15 protein-coding genes are annotated in these 16,762 nt (G+C 73.5%); 5 read left to right on the forward strand and 10 right to left on the reverse strand.

Annotated features, from left to right (window positions below):
• The first annotated feature begins 19 nt into the window (after positions 1–19).
• Complete coding sequence (locus DT019_RS17030; protein WP_114037675.1) at positions 20–3,202, forward strand: amidohydrolase family protein; 3,183 nt, start codon at positions 20–22, stop codon at positions 3,200–3,202.
• 51 nt (positions 3,203–3,253) lie between these two features.
• Here DT019_RS17030 and DT019_RS17035 read toward each other — a convergent pair whose 3' ends face one another.
• Positions 3,254–3,544 (reverse strand): hypothetical protein, encoded by a 291-nt coding sequence (locus tag DT019_RS17035; RefSeq protein ID WP_114037676.1) that lies wholly within the window; start codon positions 3,542–3,544, stop codon positions 3,254–3,256.
• A 161-nt stretch (positions 3,545–3,705) separates the two neighbouring features.
• Between DT019_RS17035 and DT019_RS17040 the strand changes: the two genes are divergently transcribed.
• The 3 genes from DT019_RS17040 to DT019_RS17050 are packed head-to-tail and all read left to right on the forward strand — an operon-like array spanning position 3,706 to position 5,992.
• Positions 3,706–4,386, forward strand: coding sequence for an ABC transporter permease (locus tag DT019_RS17040; RefSeq protein WP_114037677.1), 681 nt, complete (start codon positions 3,706–3,708; stop codon positions 4,384–4,386).
• Positions 4,383–5,057, forward strand: coding sequence for an ABC transporter permease (locus tag DT019_RS17045; RefSeq protein WP_114037678.1), 675 nt, complete (start codon positions 4,383–4,385; stop codon positions 5,055–5,057). Before DT019_RS17040 ends, DT019_RS17045 begins: the two co-directional genes overlap by 4 nt.
• Entirely contained in the window at positions 5,054–5,992 is a 939-nt protein-coding gene (locus DT019_RS17050) for an ABC transporter substrate-binding protein (RefSeq protein ID WP_114037679.1), read from the forward strand. The genes DT019_RS17045 and DT019_RS17050 overlap by 4 nt, the downstream gene beginning before the upstream one ends.
• A gap of 11 nt (positions 5,993–6,003) precedes the next feature.
• Here the strand turns inward: DT019_RS17050 and DT019_RS17055 are convergent, their stop codons facing one another.
• The 8 genes from DT019_RS17055 to DT019_RS17090 form a co-directional block, all read right to left on the reverse strand.
• Positions 6,004–6,684 (reverse strand): esterase/lipase family protein, encoded by a 681-nt coding sequence (locus tag DT019_RS17055; RefSeq protein WP_114037680.1) that lies wholly within the window; start codon positions 6,682–6,684, stop codon positions 6,004–6,006.
• Between the two features lie 142 nt (positions 6,685–6,826).
• On the reverse strand, positions 6,827–7,987 hold the full coding sequence (locus DT019_RS17060; RefSeq protein ID WP_114037681.1) for an ABC transporter ATP-binding protein: 1,161 nt from the start codon (positions 7,985–7,987) through the stop codon (positions 6,827–6,829).
• A 70-nt stretch (positions 7,988–8,057) separates the two neighbouring features.
• Complete coding sequence (locus DT019_RS17065; protein ID WP_114037682.1) at positions 8,058–9,551, reverse strand: sensor histidine kinase; 1,494 nt, start codon at positions 9,549–9,551, stop codon at positions 8,058–8,060.
• A 12-nt stretch (positions 9,552–9,563) separates the two neighbouring features.
• Complete coding sequence (locus DT019_RS17070; RefSeq protein ID WP_114037683.1) at positions 9,564–10,298, reverse strand: response regulator transcription factor; 735 nt, start codon at positions 10,296–10,298, stop codon at positions 9,564–9,566.
• Positions 10,299–10,338: 40 nt separating this feature from the next.
• A complete protein-coding gene (locus DT019_RS17075; protein ID WP_114037684.1) occupies positions 10,339–10,887 on the reverse strand; it encodes a DUF5666 domain-containing protein in 549 nt (182 codons plus the stop codon).
• A 29-nt stretch (positions 10,888–10,916) separates the two neighbouring features.
• Positions 10,917–12,134, reverse strand: a complete 1,218-nt coding sequence (locus tag DT019_RS17080) for an ABC transporter permease (protein ID WP_114037685.1) — start codon at positions 12,132–12,134, stop codon at positions 10,917–10,919.
• Complete coding sequence (locus tag DT019_RS17085; protein WP_114037686.1) at positions 12,131–12,982, reverse strand: ABC transporter ATP-binding protein; 852 nt, start codon at positions 12,980–12,982, stop codon at positions 12,131–12,133. Before DT019_RS17085 ends, DT019_RS17080 begins: the two co-directional genes overlap by 4 nt.
• Entirely contained in the window at positions 12,979–14,343 is a 1,365-nt protein-coding gene (locus tag DT019_RS17090) for an efflux RND transporter periplasmic adaptor subunit (protein WP_114037687.1), read from the reverse strand. The genes DT019_RS17085 and DT019_RS17090 overlap by 4 nt, the downstream gene beginning before the upstream one ends.
• Positions 14,344–14,623: 280 nt before the next feature.
• On the opposite strand from DT019_RS17090, the gene DT019_RS17095 reads away from it, so the two are divergent.
• On the forward strand, positions 14,624–15,214 hold the full coding sequence (locus DT019_RS17095; RefSeq protein WP_114037688.1) for a hypothetical protein: 591 nt from the start codon (positions 14,624–14,626) through the stop codon (positions 15,212–15,214).
• Positions 15,215–15,281: 67 nt separating this feature from the next.
• Here the strand turns inward: DT019_RS17095 and DT019_RS17100 are convergent, their stop codons facing one another.
• The gene (locus DT019_RS17100) at positions 15,282–16,709 is read right to left on the reverse strand and encodes an alkaline phosphatase family protein (protein ID WP_114037689.1); all 1,428 of its coding nucleotides are present in this window, start codon (positions 16,707–16,709) and stop codon (positions 15,282–15,284) included.
• Between the last annotated feature and the right edge of the window lie 53 nt (positions 16,710–16,762).

Genomic DNA, 16,762 nt, shown 5'->3' on the forward strand with positions numbered 1-16,762 from the left:
TGCGCGAGCGTGCTGTGCCATGGACCGTGACAACACCGCCACCCCCTTCTCCCTCTCCCGCCGCCAACTCCTCGCCGCCGCGGGCGCGGCCGGAGCCGTCACCGCCGTCGGCCCCGTGCCCGCCCTGGCCGCACCGCGCACCGGACTCCCGCTCCACTTCACGCAGTCCACCAACGGAGCGGCGACCCTCTCGCCCGCCGGGGACCGGCTGATCGCCGAGGTGCAGGACGTCCTGTGGTCGGTGCCCCGCGCCGGCGGCAGGGCCGAGCCCCTCACCCCGGCCGGACTCGAACCCACCCGGCCCGTGTACGCGCCCGACGGCGAACTCATCGCGTTCTGCGCCTACAAGAGCGGCAACTACCACATCTGGACCATGCGGCCCGACGGCTCGCAGGTGCGCCAGCACACCGACGGCCCGTGGGACGACCGGGGCCCCGCGTGGTCGCCCGACGGCACCCGCGTCGCCTTCGCCTCGGAGCGCGCGGGCGACCCGGTGGCGGGCAGCCCCTACCGCATCCACGTACTCGATCTGCGCACCGGCCGGTTGACCCGCCTCACCGGGCTCCCCGGACAGGAGGGCCCGCTCCAGAACGGCCCGTGGGAGGACTTCGACCCCACCTGGTCGCCCGACGGCAAGCGGATCCTGTTCGTCCGCGCCCAGGCCGTCACCACGCCGTTCGGGCTCGGCGTGGACGCCAGAACCATCGCCGCCGTGCCCGCCGACGGGGCGGGCGCGGTCACCGTCGAGCACACCGAGACCGAGAACGCACAGGTCATGACGCCTTGCCTGGCGCCCGACGGGCGCCGCCTGGCCTATCTGCGCACCACGGCCGCGCCCAACGCCTCCTGCGTCCTGGTCGTCGACGGCAAACCCGTCCCGGTCACCGGGGACATCGCCCCGATGCCCCCGCGCTGGACGGCCCACGGCGAGCTGCTCCTCACCCTGGACGGCCGGTTCACCCTCGTGCGCCCCGACGAGCCCGCCGGGCCGGAGACCATCGCGTTCGAGGGCGTGCTGCCCGTGGACCGGCCGCGCTACCAGGTCAAGTCCTACGACCTCGGGGAGGAGCGGGTGCGTCCGGTGCGCGGCATCCATCTGCCCGCGCTGTCGCCGGACGGCCGGAGCATCGCCTTCGCGGCCCTCAACTCGCTCTGGCTCGCCGACACCTCCGGCTCCCGGCCGCCGCAGCGCCTGCGCCAGTCGGCCGCCACCCGCTATCTGCTCGGACCGGTCTGGGCGCGTGACGGCCGCTCCCTCCTGTACGCCGACGACCGGGACGGGCTGCTCGGTGTCTACCGGCGCGATCTCGCCACCGGGGAGGAGAGCGCCGTGGCCACCGGCGGCCGGGTGCACCCGGCGCTCTCACCCGACGGGACGCGGCTCGCCGCGATCGACATGTCCGGCCGGCTCGTCGTGCGCGACCTCGCGAGCGGGACCGAACGCGTGCTTCTCACCGCGCTCGGCGCGGGCGGACTGCCCGGCCGTCCGACCTGGTCGCCCGACGGCCGCTATGTGGCCCTGTGCGACCGCAACCGTCTCAACCTGCGCTTCCGCGAGGGCTACAACGTCATCCGGGTCGTCGACACCACCAGCGGCGCGGACCGGCTGCACGCCGTCGCCCCGCACGCCTCCATCGCCGACCGCTACGACTCCGGCCCCGTCTGGTCGCCCGACGGCCGCTGGATGGCGGTCGTCGTCGAATCCGCGCTGTGCCTGCTGCCCGTCGCCCCCGACGGCACCCCGCAGGGCCCGCCGCGCACCCTCACCACCGAACCCGCCGACCACCCCTCCTGGTCCGGCGACTCCACGACGCTGCTCTACCTGTCCGGCGCCCGGCTGCGGCTCATCGGCGTCGACGGCGGCGCCGCGCGCACCGTACGGATCGCCCTCGACCAGCGCAGGCCCGCGCCCGCCGACACCGTGGTGCACGCCGGGCGGCTCTGGGACGGCACCGGCGACACGGTGCGGGACGACGTCGACATCGTGGTGCGCGCCGGACGCGTCGCCGCCGTAGAACCCCACCGCAAGCGCGGAGCGCTGCGCAGCGTCGACGCCTCGGACCGCACCGTCGTGCCCGGGCTCTGGGACACCCACACCCACCCCTGGCAGAGCACGTACGGCGGCCGCCAGACCGTCGGGCAGCTCACGTACGGCATCACCACCGCCGTCTCCCTCGGCGGGTTCGCCTATGAGCAGGCGCGCATCCGCGAGGCCGTCGCCACCGGGCAGCTCGCCGGGCCCCGGCTGCTGACCACCGGGGAACTGCTCGACGGATCGCGGGTCGCCTACAGCATGGGCCGCGCCCACCGCACCGAGGCGGGTCTCCAGCGGTCCCTGGAGCGCGGCGCCGCCCTGGACTGGGACTTCGTCAAGACCTATGTGCGGGCCCCGAGTTGGATCATGCGGGAGGCGGCCCGGTTCGCGCACGAACGGCTCGGTGTGCGCTCGGGCAGCCATCTCCTGTCCCCGGGCGTCGAAGTGGGCCAGGACCTGACGACCCATCTGCTCGCCACGCAGCGCGCCGAGTTCGGCCACGCCACCAGCGCGACGGGGCACGCCTATGAGGACGTCATCGAGATCTACACGGCGCGGGGGATCAACTTCGCGCTCATCGTGACGCCCTTCACCTCGGCGCCGCTGCTCGGCGCGGACCCCGCGCTCGCCGACGACCCCCGGGTCACCACCGTCATGCCGCCCTGGGACTCGGCGGCCGTGCGGAAGGCGTCGGGCGTCGCGCCGACCGCGGCCCAACTGGCCACCCTGCGCACGGAGACCGACGTCTACCGCCGGGTCCTGGAAGGGGGCGGGCTCGTGGCGCTCGGCACCGACCAGCCCCTCGTGCCCGTGGGACTCTCGCTCCACCTGAGCCTGCGCGCCCTCCACCGCGGCGGCCTGTCCCCGGCCGCCGCGCTGCGCACCGCGACCGTTCTGCCGGCCCGGCTGTTCGGGCTCGACAAGGACCTCGGCACGGTCGAGCGCGGCAAGCTCGCCGATCTCACCCTGGTCGACGGCGATCCGTTCACGGACTTCGACTCCCTGGTGCGCACCACGGGGGTGCTGAGGGGAGGCGTGCCGTACACGACCGACGAGCTGGTGGACGCCTTCGAGCCGCACGAGCGGCACGCCGCGGCGAAGGCCGAGAACTGGCTGGAGGTGGGCCGCCTGATGCGCCGCGACGGCTGCTGCGACGCCGGTCTCTGAGACCACCGGGCCGGGCCACGACCGTGGCCCGGCCGCCGGGTCGCCCGAACGTCAGCCGAGGGCGGCGAGCCCCTTCTCCAGGTCCTCCCCGTTCATGACCGGCACGAAGGACACCTTGGCGCCCATCTCCATGAAGAACGGCTCGGCGTTCCTCGGGATCTGGGACGGGTCGGCCAGGTCGAAGAAGATGAGTGCCGTGCGGCACCCGTCCTCGGCGGTGAAGTAGGCGGCCTCGGGACGCAGGGCCTCCATCGCCGCCTGCATCGTCTTCTGCATGGTTCCGTTGCGGATGACGTCGTTGGTCTTCTCGGTGTCGAGAACGGCCTTCAGGAGTACGCGCACGGTACTCACCTCTCCCCGACCGGGCGGGTGCCCTCGACGCACCGGTCACTCCCGGCCGTATCCATCCCCAGCGTCTCCCTTTTGCCCCGCTCTGACAATGTGTGCCCCGAACAGACCACCAGGACGCGCGGCCGTCCGGGGCCGCGGGCTCCAATGAACGGGTGACCGCGCCTCCCGACGACTGCCTCGCGCGCAATGACTGGATCTGTGGCGCCTATCTGTCGAGCCGCCGCCAGATCCTCTGGGACGCGGTGCTCCAGCACCTCCACCTCACGGCGGTCTCCGTCGCGCTCGGCCTGCTCGTCGCCGTACCGCTGGCCGTCGCGGCCCGCCGCTGGCGCTGGGCCGCGGGACCGGTGCTCGGGGTGACGACGATCCTCTACACCATCCCCTCCCTCGCCATGTTCTCGCTGCTGCTGCCGGTCTACGGCCTCTCCGCCTCGATTGTCATCGCGGGTCTGGTCCTGTACTCCCTGACGCTGCTCGTACGGAACATCCTGGCCGGGCTGCGCGCCGTACCCGAGGACACCCGGCAGGCGGCCCGCGGCATGGGCTACGGGCCGGTACGGCTGCTCCTGGCCGTGGAACTCCCGCTCGCTGTGCCCGCCGCCATGGCGGGTCTGCGCATCGCCACCGTCTCCGCGGTCTCGCTGGTGACGGTCGGCGCCATCGTCGGCTACGGCGGACTCGGCAACCTGATCTACTCCGGGATGAACACCTACTTCAAGGCGCAGGTGCTCACCGCGTCCGTGCTGTGCGTCGTGATCGCCGTGGCCGCCGATCTGGTGCTGCTGGCCATCCAGCGCCTGCTGACGCCCTGGACGCGGGCGGAACCCGCGTGAACACCCTCTCCGACGCCTGGTCGTGGCTCACCTCCGCCGCCCACTGGTCGGGCGAGAACGGCATCTGGCACCGGCTGGGCGAACACCTCTGGCTGACCGCGCTGTGCCTCGTCCTGAGCTGCCTCATCGCGCTGCCGGTGGCCCTCGTGCTCGGCCACCTCGGCAAGGGCGGCACGCTCGCCGTCAACATCTCGAACGTGGGCCGTGCCGTGCCCACCTTCGCCGTTCTCGTGCTGCTCCTGCTGACCCCGCTCGGCAAGCACGGCGAGTGGCCGACCATCATCGCGCTCATCCTGTTCGCCGTGCCGCCGCTGCTCACCAACGCCTACGTGGGCATGCGCGAGGTCGACCGGGACGTGGTGCGCGCGGCCCGGGGCATGGGCATGACCGGACGTCAACTCCTGCTCCGCGTCGAGCTGCCCCTGGCCCTCCCGCTGATCCTCACCGGCGTCCGCATCGCCGCCGTGCAGCTCGTCGCAACCGCCACCCTCGCGGCCCTCGCGGGCGGCGGCGGGCTCGGCCGGATCATCACCGCGGGCTTCAACCTCGCCTCCACCCCTCAGGTCGTCGCGGGCGCCGTGCTCGTGGCGGTCTTCGCCCTCGTGGTGGAGGGCGTCTTCGAGGCGGTCCAGCGCCTGGCGCCGCGGTGGGCGAGGGGCGGTTTCGGATGAGGCCGCGCCTGCTCCCGGCCGTCCTCGCCCTGACGGCGGTCACCGCCTGCGCCACCGGGCCGAGCCTGGAGCGACAGGGAGCGGTCACCGCGCCCCCCGGCGACAGCAAGCACCTGACGATCGGCACCGCCGGATTCACCGAGAGCGACCTCCTCGCCCAGATGTACGCGCTGCTGCTCGGCAGGGCGGGCTACGGCACGAAGATCCTCTCGGTCACCAACCGGGAGATCTACGAACCCGCCCTGGAGAACGGCCAGATCGACATGGTGCCCGAGTACGCGGCGACCTTCGCGGACTGGCTCAACTCCAAGACCCACGGCCCCGACGCGAAGCCCGTCGGCTCCCCGGACCTGGACCGCACGATGAAGGCCCTGCGCGCCCTGGCCGGCCCCCGCGGGCTCACCGTCCTCGACCCCGGCAGGGCGGTGGACCAGAACGCCTTCGCCGTCGCCCAGTCCTACGCGCGCGAGCACCGGCTCAGGACGCTGAGCGACCTCGGTGCGGCGAAGCTTCCGGTACGGCTCGCGGCGGGCGACGAGTGCGTCCAGCGTCCCTACTGCGAGCCCGGGTTGAAGAAGACGTACGGGATCAACGTCACGGCCGTCGACCCCAAGGGAGTCGGCACGACCCAGGCCAAGCAGGCCGTGCAGAGCGGTCAGGACCAGATGGTCCTGACCACCACCACGGACGCCACGCTCTCCGGCTTCGGCCTGGTGCTGCTGGCCGACGACAAGCATCTGCAGAACGCCGACTACATCGTGCCGGTGGTGAACCGCTCACGGGCGGGCAGCGCCGGCGTGACCGGCGCGCTCGGCCGGCTCAACACGGTGCTCACCACCGCCGACCTCGCCTCCCTGAACGAACAGGTCGACAGCTGGCGGCGACTGCCCGAGGACGTGGCCCGCGACTACCTGAAGTCCAAGCACCTCATCTGACCACAACGCGCCTACTGCTTGAGGAAGGTGAGCACACCCTGGGCGGTGGGGGCGTCGGTCAGGAGGTCGTTGTGCGCCAGGCATCCGGCGTCGGTGTTGACGGCGCCGGACAGCGGCACGCTGCTGTTGGGCAGGATGAAGCCGTCGCAGTCCGACCAGAACGTGGCGTACCGGGTGGCGCCCGGCGTCTCGTCGCCGCTCGCCAGACGGCTCTCGACGTACGAGTTCGGCGTCATGTCCCGGCATCCCTGGTCCCAGATGGCGCACGCCCAGGCCAGACTCGTCCCGTGGTTGGGCCCGCCGAGCGAGACCCAGTGCCGCACCACCGCGGCGCCGCCGCCGAACTTCACGTACCAGCGGGTGGGCAGGCTGCCCTGGCTGTGCGCGACGATGTCCACCTGCGCGGCGCCGGTCCGCGCGCGCACGGAGTCGACGTACGCGGCGAACCGGCCGGCCAGCACCTCGTTGGTCGACTGGCTGGAGTCGTACCCCCAGGCGAAGAGGACCCCGTCGGGGTAACCGGCCTGCCGGAAGCGGTCCTTCATGGTGCCCCAGACGCCCGGGTCGGCATTGCGCCCGTGCACGAAGACGACCGGAATCGGCGCGGAGGCCGACCGCGGGGCCGCTTGGGCGGCGGGGGCGAGGGTGCCGGTGAGCAGGGCGAGCGCGGTGGCGGCGGTGGCGAGGCGCATGGCGGCTCCAGCGGGGGTGGGTGTGGGGCGCCCTGTGCGAGGGCTACCGGATGGTAGCCAGCCGGTCCGCGGAAGGTAAGAGGCGTGCGGGGCCCGATTTCCGCGTGAAGGGCCGCAGGAGGGAGCGCCGTCCACCGCCCTCCTACGCGTCGGCGACCGAGTCGAAGTCGACGTCGCCCCGGGCCACCCCCAGCGCGTCCGCGTCCACCGACCGGCGCAGCGCCTCGTGCAGTTTCGCCGGGGTCAGGACGCCGACGAAGCGGGCGCCGTCCACCACGGCCACCCAGCCCGCGTCGTACTGGAGCATCTCGCTGAACGCCTGCTTGAGCGGCGCCCCGACCGGCACCCACGCCTCCATGCGCCGGGCCAGGTCGCCGACCGACCCGGCCCCGGCCGCCGAGAGCTCCTCCACGGCGACCCACCCGTGCAGCTCGCCCTCCTCGTTGAGCACCACGGCCCACCGCGCGTCCTCGCCGCGCAGCCGTGCCGCGGCCGCCCCGGCGGGCTCGTCGAGCCGTACGAGCGGAGGCTGTTCCAGATCGTCGGGCTCCACCCGCGTCACCGACAGGCGCTTCAACCCCCGGTCCGCGCCCACGAATTGGGCCACGTACGAGGTGGCCGGAGCCCCGAGCACCGACGCCGGGGTGTCGAACTGCTCGATGCGCCCGGCCCCGTACACCGCCATGCGGTCGCCCATCCGCACGGCCTCCTCGATGTCGTGCGTCACCAGGAGGACGGTCTTGCGTACGGTCGCCTGGAGGCCGAGGAACTCGTTCTGGAGGCGTTCGCGCACCACCGGGTCGACCGCTCCGAACGGCTCGTCCATGAGCAGGACCGGCGGGTCCGCCGCCAACGCCCGGGCCACGCCCACCCGTTGGCGCTGGCCGCCGGAGAGCTGGGCCGGGTAGCGCGGGCCGTACGTCGTCGGGTCGAGGCCGACGAGGTCGAGCAGTTCGGCGGCCCGTGCCCGGGCCTTGGCGCGCTTCCAGCCGACCAGCGCCGGGACCGTCGCCGTGTTGTCGAGGACGGTGCGGTGCGGGAAGAGGCCGACCTGCTGGATGACGTAGCCGATCCGGCGGCGCAGCCTGACCGGGTCGAGCGTGGCGATGTCCTCGCCCTCGACGAGGATGCGGCCGGCGGTGGGCTCGATGAGCCGGTTCACCATCATCATGGTGGTGGTCTTGCCGCAGCCGGACGGTCCCACCAGCGTGACCAGTTCGCCCTTCGCGACCTCGAAGGACAGGTCGTCGACGGCGCGGGTGCCGTCCGGGTAGACCTTGCTGACCTGCTCGAACCGGATCATGGACCCACGCTAGGAGCCCTGGCCGCCGCGCGCACTCGGGCCGGTCCGCCGGAGTGGGAGCCGGGCCCGCTCAGGGCGCGGCGGGCAGGAGCACCCGGAAGACGGCGCCCTCGCCGGGGGCGGTCTCCAGCTCGACCGTGCCGTGGTGCGCCTGGACCAGCGCCGAGGCGATGGCCAGGCCGAGGCCGGCGCCGCCCCCCTCCTGCCGGCTGCGCGAGGCGTCCACGCGGTAGAAGCGTTCGAAGACCCGGGCCGCCTGCTCGGGGGCGAGTCCGGGGCCCGAGTCGGCGACCTCGATGATGTTGTGGCTCCCGGCCGCGCCCACGCCGATGCGTACCGGCGAACCGGACGGGGTGTGCGCCACGGCGTTGCCGACGAGGTTCGCGACCACCTGGCGCAGCCGCGCCTCGTCGCCGAGCACCGGGGCGGGGCCGGGCGCGCCCGCGCCGCCTGGCCCGGTCAGGGTCACCTCGCGCGCGGGGTCCAGGGCCCGCGTGTCGTGCAGGGCGTCCACGGCCAGGGTGCGCAGATCCATCGGGGCGAGCTGGAGCGGCCGCTGCTCGTCCATGCGGACCAGGGTGAGCAGGTCCTCGACCAGACCGCCCAGGCGTACCGCCTCGCTCTCGATCCGGGCCATCGTGCGCCGCACGTCGGCCTCGGCGGGCAGCGCGCCCATCCGGTACAGCTCGGCGAAGCCCCGGATGCCGGCCAGCGGCGTGCGCAGTTCATGGCTGGCGTCCGCCACGAAGCGCCGCATCTGCTCCTCCGACTCGGCGCGCGCGGCGAACGCCGACTCCAGCTGCGCCAGCATGCCGTTGAGCGCGCTGGTCAGCCGGCCCGCCTCGGTCCGCGGAGAGGCGTCCGGCATCCGGTGCGAGAGCGGGCGGCCGGCGGCGATCTCGGCCGCGGTGGCCTCGATGCGGCGCAGCGGGCGCAGCCCCGCCCGCACCGCGAACCAGCCCGCGACGCCGAGCAGCAGCGCCACGACGACGCCGATGAGCCGGAAGGAGGTCGCCAGGTGGTCGACCGTGGAGGAGACCTCCTCCAGCGGCGCGGCCACCACCACCCCGGCGGGCAGCGCCGGGTCGCCGCTGTCCACCGGCACGATCAGCATCCGCCAGCTGCCGCCCCCGTGGTCGCTGGGCACCTCGAAGGGCTTGCCCATGCGGGCCCGCAGCGCCTTCGCGTCCATCACCGGCCACAGCGGCCGGGGGTCGCCCGCAGCGACGGGCTGGCGGAACTGTTCGGTGACCCTGCCGTCGGCGGCGGCGAACGCGATCACGTACTGGCTGGGCAGCCAGGCCCGGCCGCCGGAGCGGCCCGCGCGGGGACCCGGGGTGCCCTCGACGCCGACCCGGTGCGCCACCGAGTCCCCGAACCGGTTCAGCTGCTGGTCGACGCGCTGCACCAACTGGCCGCGCACCGAGCTGAGCACGACGGTGTCGCTCACGGTGAGCCCGAGCGCCACCAGGGCCATGGCGAGCAGCACGAGGCGCGAGCGCAGCGACAGCGCGCCGCAGCGGCGCGGCAGCCGGCCGAGCCGCCCCCGGAGGTGTCTCAGCATCGGGTGGGCACCTCAGGACTGCGGGCGGCGCAGCACATAGCCGATGCCGCGTACGGTGTGGATGAGCTTGGGCGCGCCGTCGGCCCCGGAGTCCACCTTGCGGCGCACGTACGAGATGTACGACTCGACGATGCTGAGGTCGCCGCCGAAGTCGTACGCCCACACATGGTCGAGGATCTGCGGCTTGGACACGACCCGGTCGGCGTTGGCCATCAGATACGCGAGCAGCTTGAACTCGGTGGGCGACAGCGAGACGGGCCGCCCGCCGCGCAGCACCTGATGGCCCACCGGGTCGAGTTCGAGATCGCCCGCCACCAGCCGGCCCTCGCCGCTCGGGCCGCCCGTGCGGCGCAGGATCGCGCGGATCCGGGCGATCAGCTCCTCCAGGCTGAACGGCTTGGTGACGTAGTCGTCGCCGCCCGCCGTCAGACCGCTGATCTTGTCGTCGACGCCGTCCTTGGCGGTGAGGAACAGCACCGGGAGATGGTCCGGTCCCGCGCCTGCGCCGGACTCCTCGCGGAGCCGGCGCACGACGGCGAAACCGGTCATGTCGGGCAGCATCACATCGAGCACCACCAGGTCCGGGCGCTCCTTGGCGACGGCGGCCAGCGCGTCGGCCCCGGTGGCCGCCGAGACGACCCGGAAGCCGACGAAGCGCAGCGAGGCCGAGAGCAGTTCCCTGATGTTGGGCTCGTCGTCGACGACGAGCAGGCTCGCCTCGGGCGCGACCGGATCCGTCGGGGCCATCGGTTTCCTCCTCGTGGCGGCGTGGGCGGTGGATGGACGATCAGCCCCGGCCACCGCCGAAGCCGCTCGCGCCGCCCTCGGTGACGGTGGTCGCCGCGACGTCCCCGGCGGCATTCTGGCTGCCGCGCACCGTCACCGTCTGGCCCGGCTGCAGGTCGGAGACCTTGCCGCTCTTGGCCTCGGTTACCTGGGTGCTGCCGGCCGTCGTCACCTTCACGACGTTGCCCTGGGTGTCGGTGACGTAGAGGGTGCTGCCGTCGACGAGCTTCACCGTACCGATGGTCAGCCCGGCCGCCCCGACCGGGCCGGTGCCGAAGCCCTGCCGCTGGCCGCTCTGCCCGCCGCGGGTGGCTCCGGACGGGCTGCCGCTCTGGTTCTGGCCCTTCTCCACCAGGGCGCCCCCGGCGAAGGCGAGGCCCGCCACGAGAGCGCCGGACAGCAGCAGCGTGAGCCACGGCAGCCGGGGCCGGGGCGGAGCGCTGAGCTCGGCCGCGATGTCCCGGGCGTCCGGGGGTTCGGCGAGGATGTGCTCCGGGCCGCCGGTCGTGGTCGGGACGGCGCTCTCCACCATCTCGGCGTTGCTGAACATGTCCGCTTCTCCCTGTCCGTCCATGGGGTTCACTCGTGCCGCAGGGCTTCGATGGGCCGCAGGCTCGCGGCGCGGCCGGCCGGATAGCCGCCGAAGAACAGGCCGATGGCCACCGCGATGGCGAAGGCGCCGACGACCGACTCGGGGATGACCACCGGCTTGATGCCGACGATGGTGAAGTGCGAGCCGATCAGGCCCGCCGCGACGCCGAGACCGCCGCCGATGAGCGACAGAAGCGTCGACTCGGCGAGGAACTGCCCCAGGATGACGCCCCTGGGGGCGCCGATCGCCTTGCGGATGCCGATCTCCCGGGTCCGTTCGGTCACCGTCACGAGCATGATGTTGGTGATGCCGATCCCGCCGACGAGCAGCGAGATCGCGGCCACCGCGCCGAGCAGCACCGTGAACGTCCTGTTGGTGTCCGCCTGCGTGGTGAGCAGGGAGGCCTGGCTGCTGACCCGGAAGTCGAGCGCGTTCGGGTCCTTGATGCCGTGCCGTCCCATCAGGACGGTCGTGATCTCGTTCTGCGCGGGCGTGGTGGCGCCGGCCGACGTGGCCTCGACGAGGATCTGGCCGATCGAACCGAAGCCGGTGAAGGCGTTCTGCACGGTCGGCAGCGGCGCGACCACCACGTCGTCCGGGTCCTGGAACCCGGTGCCGCCCTTGGTGGCGAGCACTCCGACCACCGTGAACGGCGTGCCGCCGAGCGTCATCTTCTTGCCGACCGGGTCGGTGGTGCCGAACACGTCGGTCGCCGTGGTCGAGCCGATCACGGCCACCTTGCGCGAGCCCAGCACGTCGTCGGCGCTGAAGTAGTCGCCCTTGGCCACCTTGCTGTTGGACGCCTTGAAGTAGGCGGGATAGGTCCCCACGACCTGGCCGACGGTGTGTGCGGTGCCCTCGTACAGGGCGGTCTGTGAGGTGGTGGTCTCCGGCGCGACCGACTCGATGTGCGGTGCCGTCGCGGGGTCGGCGAGCGCCTTCGCGTCGTCCAGGGTGAGCGGCTTGGTGACGGTGGCGCCCGAGGAGCGCGAGCCGCCGAAGCCGCCGCCCGATGACACCGTCAGCGCGTTGGTGCCGAGCTTCTCGATCGAGTCCTTCACGGCCTGCGAGGAGCCGTTGCCGACGGCGAGCAGCACGATGACCGCGGCCACGCCGATCAGCACTCCGAGCATGGTCAGGGCGGAGCGCACCTTGTTCGCCGCGAGCCCGCCGAAGGCGAAGCGCAGCGTCTCGAACGCGTTCACCGGCCGCCTCCGACCAGCGAGTCGTCCTCGCGCAGGGCGGGCGGCGGGCCGTCCACGGGCGCCTGCCGCACGTCCTCGACGATCCTTCCGTCGACGAGCCGGACGACGCGCTTGGCGTGCCGGGCCACCTCGTCCTCGTGGGTGATCAGGACGACGGTGCGGCCCGCCGCGTTCAGGCGGTCGACGACCGCGAGCACCTCTGCGGTGCTGCGGCTGTCGAGGTTGCCGGTGGGCTCGTCGGCGAGCAGCATCGCGGGCGCGGTGACCAGGGCGCGGGCGACGGCCACGCGCTGCTGCTGGCCGCCGGAGAGCTCGTTGGGGCGGTGGTCCATCCGGTCGGCCAGCCCGACCAGGGTCAGGGCCGCCTCGGCCCGTCTGCGCCGCTCGGCCGGCCTCACCCCCGCGTACGCGAGCGGCAGCTCGACCTGGGCCAGCGCGGACGTGCGCGGCACGAGGTTGAACGACTGGAAGACGAAGCCGATCTTGCGGTTGCGGACCAGCGAGAGCTGGCGCTCGTCGAGGCCGCCCACGTCGATGCCGTCGAGCAGATACCGCCCGGAGGTCGGCACGTCGAGGCAGCCCAGGATGTTCATCAAGGTCGACTTGCCGGAGCCGGAACTGCCCATCACGGCCATGAAGTCGCCCTGCTGGACGGCCAGTTCGAGGCCCAGGGCCCTGCCGCTCGCCGGGTCGAGGGGGCCGCTGAGGGCGTGCACGGCCGCGTCGCCGTGCCCGTACGTCTTGGTCAGCGCGCGCACCTCGATCACCGGAGCGGGGTCCCAGGGGCCCGCGTCGGGCGCCGTCTCGGGCAGTACGGCGGCACCGCGCGACCACAGGGGCGGCGTCATCCGCGGCCACCCCCGCCGCCACCGGCGCGGGAGCCACCGCCCCCGGCGCCGCCGCCACGGGTCCGCCCGCCACCGCCGCCGAAGCCGCCGGGGAAGGCGCCGCTGGGGAAGCCGCCGTTGCCCGCCGCGGACACGCTGGGCAGCTGGACCTTCTCGCCCTCGCTGAGCCCGCTGAGGATCTGGTCGGCGCTGTCGCCCTCCAGGCCCACCGTGACCGGGGTGCGCTCGGTGGTGCCGTCGGCCTTGACCACGGTCACCGTGCGGCCCGCGCCGGTGCCGGTCACCGCGGCGCTCGGCACCGACAGGGCGCCCGACGCCTCGCCCGTGACCACCTGGATGCTCGCGCTGAGCCCCGTGCGCAGCTCGGCCGTGGGGCTGGTGATGGTGAGGGTGGCCGCGTACTGCACGGCGCTGCCCGAGCCGTTGTTGCCGCCCCCGCCCGAGCCGGAGCCGCTGCTGACGGGAAGGGAACTGACCGACAGGACCTTGGCGTTGAGGGCCGTGCCCGGCTCCGCGTTCAGCGTGACGGTCGCGGCCTGGCCGGGCCGCAGCTTGAGCGCGTCGGCCTCGGAGAAGTTGGCGGTGACCTGCATCCCGGACGGGTTGGTGAGCACCACGAAGCCCGTGAGGGTCGACGAGGACGAACTGCCACTGTTTCCCGTGGAGTTGGCGCCGCCGCCCGAGCCGCCGGCGCCGCCGCCCGAGCCGCCGTTGCCGCCGGTGCCGGAGACGGTGTCGCCCGGCTTGGCCGACACCGACGCGACGGTCCCGGCCACCGGGGCCGTCAGGGTGGTGCCGTCCACCGCGCGCTGCGCCGCGTCCACCGCGTTCTGGGCCTGGGTGAGCTGGGCCTCGGCCTGCGCGAGCTGCGCGGGGTCGACCGTCGGGGAGGCGGCCGGGGCGGGTGCGACCTTGGCGGAGCCGCGCGTGGCGGAGCCGCCGCCCGTACCGGAGGCGGTGCTCGAACTCGGCTGGCCCTCTTGCACCTTGGTCAGGTTGGCCTGGGCTGCCGTCAGCGACGCCTCGTCCTGGGCGAGGGTCTCCCTGGCCGCGGTGGCGTCCACCTTGCCGAGCACCTGGCCCTTGGTGACCTTGTCGCCGGGCTTGACGTCGACCTCGGTGAGCCTGCCGCCCGTGGTGAAGTTCACCCCCGCGTCGCTCGGCGAGGCCAGGGATCCGGAGCCGGACACGGTGGCGAGGACCGTGCCCCTGGCGACCGTGACCGTCTTCGCGTCGGCCCGCGCGGGAGAGTCGCTGTGGCTGGTCACCGCCGCGTAGGCGCCGCCGGCGCCGGCCAGGACGGCCACGCCGAGCACCGAGTTGATCAGGACGGCTCTGCGCCGTCGTGGGAGCACCTTCATGACGGCGGATCCTGGCCGCCCGCACTTTGGAAGTCCTGGGAGCTTTCTGGGAGTTCCCTGGGAGCGCGAAGGCCGGTCAAACGGCGCATCGCGGACGTGCGGGTGCGTATCGTCCGCTCACCCGGGCCCCTGGGGTCCCGTGGCCGCCCTCTCGCCCAGGGAACTCCCAGCCGTTCCCCCGGAGGCGCCCACCCGGGTGCGGTTCAGTCATGGGTCGCCGACGGCGTACCGACGCCCGGCGGGGCCGTCGTCGGACCACCGCACCGAGGAGAGACCGGACATGACCTGGACCAAGCGCCGGCCCGCCACCGCGCGGGCCGCCATCGCCGTGCGGGCCGGGCTCCGCGCCGGCGCCGTCGCGGCGTGCGGCCTGCTGCTCGCGGCCTGCTCGTCCTCGGCCGCGGGCACCAGCGCCCAGGCGTCGCCCTCCGCGTCCGCCTCGGCCGGGGCCAAGGCAAGGGACGCCTACCGGCAGTGCCTGGCCCAGCACGGGGTCACGATGGCACCCCGGCCCAGCGGCAGCGCGCGGCCAAGGGGTTCCGGCCGGCCGGGCGACGGCTCGCGGGGGCCCGGCGGGTTCGGTGGTTTCGGTGGCGGGGCCTCGGCCGATCCGGCGCAGCGGCAGGCCATCGAGGCCTGCGCGAGCGAGCGCCCGCGGTTCAACGGCAGCGGCGGTACGGCGATGAAGGCCTTCACCAGCTGCCTCAAGGACCACGGGGTCGTACTGCCCTCGGCGTCGCCGGGCGCGGGCGGCCCGCGCGGCCTCAACACCGCGGACCCCAAGTCCGCGCAGGCCTTCCAGGTCTGCAAGGCCCTGCTTCCGCAACGTCGTCCGGGATCCCCGTCGCCGTCCGCGAGCCCCGCGGCCTGAGCGGGGCGGGCCTTCCCCGCCCGGCCGGGAGCAGCCGGGCGGGGAAGGCGTCTCGCGGTGGGGCGGGTCATACGTGCGGGCGCTGTCCTGGTTCCTGCCGGGGGAAGGACTGGTCGGCGCCGGGCAGCTTCGGCTTCGGCAGGGTGGCCACCTCGCGCTTGGCCTCCTCCAGCTGCTTGGCCGTGTCGTCCGGCAGCCTCGGCGGCCGGGGTGCGGTGGCGCTGAACCGGAAGGCCGAGGTCAGGTCGCCGAACGTGCGGCGACGCCACTGGCTGATGTTGGGCTCGGCGACCCCCGTGAAGTGCTCCAGGAAGCGCAGCGCCGAGGTGTGGTCGAAGGCCTCGCCGGCCACCCAGCCGCCCACGGTCCAGGGCGAGACGATGATGGCGGGCACCCGGAATCCGCCGCCGATGGGCAGCCCGCCGACGAACTCGTCGGCGGTGCCCGCCTTCGGGGTCGGCGGCGGCACATGGTCGAACAGGCCGTCGTTCTCGTCGTAGTTGAGGATGAACGCGGTCTTCGCCCACACCTTCGGGTTGGACGCGATGGCCTCGATCTTGCGTGCCACGAAGTCCGCGCCCGCCGCGGGCAGGTAGTCGGGGTGCTCGGACTGGTGGCTGGTCGGCATGATCCAGGAGACGGCCGGGAGCCGGTCGGCCCGTGCGTCGTCCTCGAAGGTGCCCTCGGGCTGCGGGCGCACTCCGCGCTCGTAGAGCGGTGAGCCGGGCTTGGCGTCGCGGAAGGCCTTGAACTGCTCCAGCAGGTTGCAGCCGTAGTCGTCGTCCTGCTGGTAGACCTTCCAGCTGACGCCCGCGGCCTGGAGCCGCTCGGCGTACGTCGTCCAGCGGTACGGCGACGGCGCGGAGTTGCTGATCACCGGGCCGCCCTTGGTGCCGCCCGGGTCGATGCTGCCCGTCATCCAGTACAGCCGGTTCGGCCAGGTGGGACCGAAGACGGAGGAGAAGTAGTTGTCGCAGATCGTGAAGGTCTCCGCGAGCGCGAACTGGAACGGGATGTCCTCGCGGGTGTAATAGCCCATGACATAGGGCCCGTTGGCGCCGTCCGCCTTGCGGTGCGCGGGCAGCCACCGGTCCATCCTGCCGCCGTTCCAGGCCTGGTGCTGGACCGCCCAGGCGTGGCTCGTGGACGGGATGGCCTGCGCGCTCGTGCTGCGGGTGTCCAGGTGGAAGGGCAGCAGGTAGCCCCTCGGGTTCGCCGTGTCGGGCTGGTAGAACACCGAGCGCCCGCCCGGCAGCTTGAGGGCGTCGGGGTCGTTGAACCCGCGCACGCCGGAGAGGGTGCCGAAGTAGTGGTCGAACGACCGGTTCTCCTGCATCAGCATGACGACGTGCTCGACGTCGCGCAGGGAGCCCTTTGGGGGTGGTCCGGCGGCGACGGCCTTTTGCACACTGGGCGGCAGCAGGCTGAGCGCCGCCGCGCCACCGAGGGCTCCGGCCGCCGATCCCAGCAGTCTGCGTCGTGTCAACTCGGCCATGAACGCCCCTTTCAGAGCTGTCGGTTGAGACTAGTGACGTGGACCTGCCAGTC

It is taken from the genome of Streptomyces sp. SDr-06, from assembly GCF_003324565.1.
GTDB lineage: Bacteria > Actinomycetota > Actinomycetes > Streptomycetales > Streptomycetaceae > Streptomyces.

Coding starts and splice junctions, on each gene's coding strand:
- DT019_RS17030 (WP_114037675.1), top strand. CDS start 20: ATGGACCGTGACAACACCGCCACCCCCTTCTCCCTCTCCCGCCGCCAA.
- DT019_RS17050 (WP_114037679.1), top strand. CDS start 5,054: ATGAGGCCGCGCCTGCTCCCGGCCGTCCTCGCCCTGACGGCGGTCACC.
- DT019_RS17055 (WP_114037680.1), bottom strand. CDS start 6,684: ATGCGCCTCGCCACCGCCGCCACCGCGCTCGCCCTGCTCACCGGCACC.
- DT019_RS17060 (WP_114037681.1), bottom strand. CDS start 7,987: ATGATCCGGTTCGAGCAGGTCAGCAAGGTCTACCCGGACGGCACCCGC.
- DT019_RS17065 (WP_114037682.1), bottom strand. CDS start 9,551: ATGCTGAGACACCTCCGGGGGCGGCTCGGCCGGCTGCCGCGCCGCTGC.
- DT019_RS17070 (WP_114037683.1), bottom strand. CDS start 10,298: ATGGCCCCGACGGATCCGGTCGCGCCCGAGGCGAGCCTGCTCGTCGTC.
- DT019_RS17075 (WP_114037684.1), bottom strand. CDS start 10,887: ATGTTCAGCAACGCCGAGATGGTGGAGAGCGCCGTCCCGACCACGACC.
- DT019_RS17085 (WP_114037686.1), bottom strand. CDS start 12,982: ATGACGCCGCCCCTGTGGTCGCGCGGTGCCGCCGTACTGCCCGAGACG.
- DT019_RS17090 (WP_114037687.1), bottom strand. CDS start 14,343: ATGAAGGTGCTCCCACGACGGCGCAGAGCCGTCCTGATCAACTCGGTG.
- DT019_RS17095 (WP_114037688.1), top strand. CDS start 14,624: ATGACCTGGACCAAGCGCCGGCCCGCCACCGCGCGGGCCGCCATCGCC.
- DT019_RS17100 (WP_114037689.1), bottom strand. CDS start 16,709: ATGGCCGAGTTGACACGACGCAGACTGCTGGGATCGGCGGCCGGAGCC.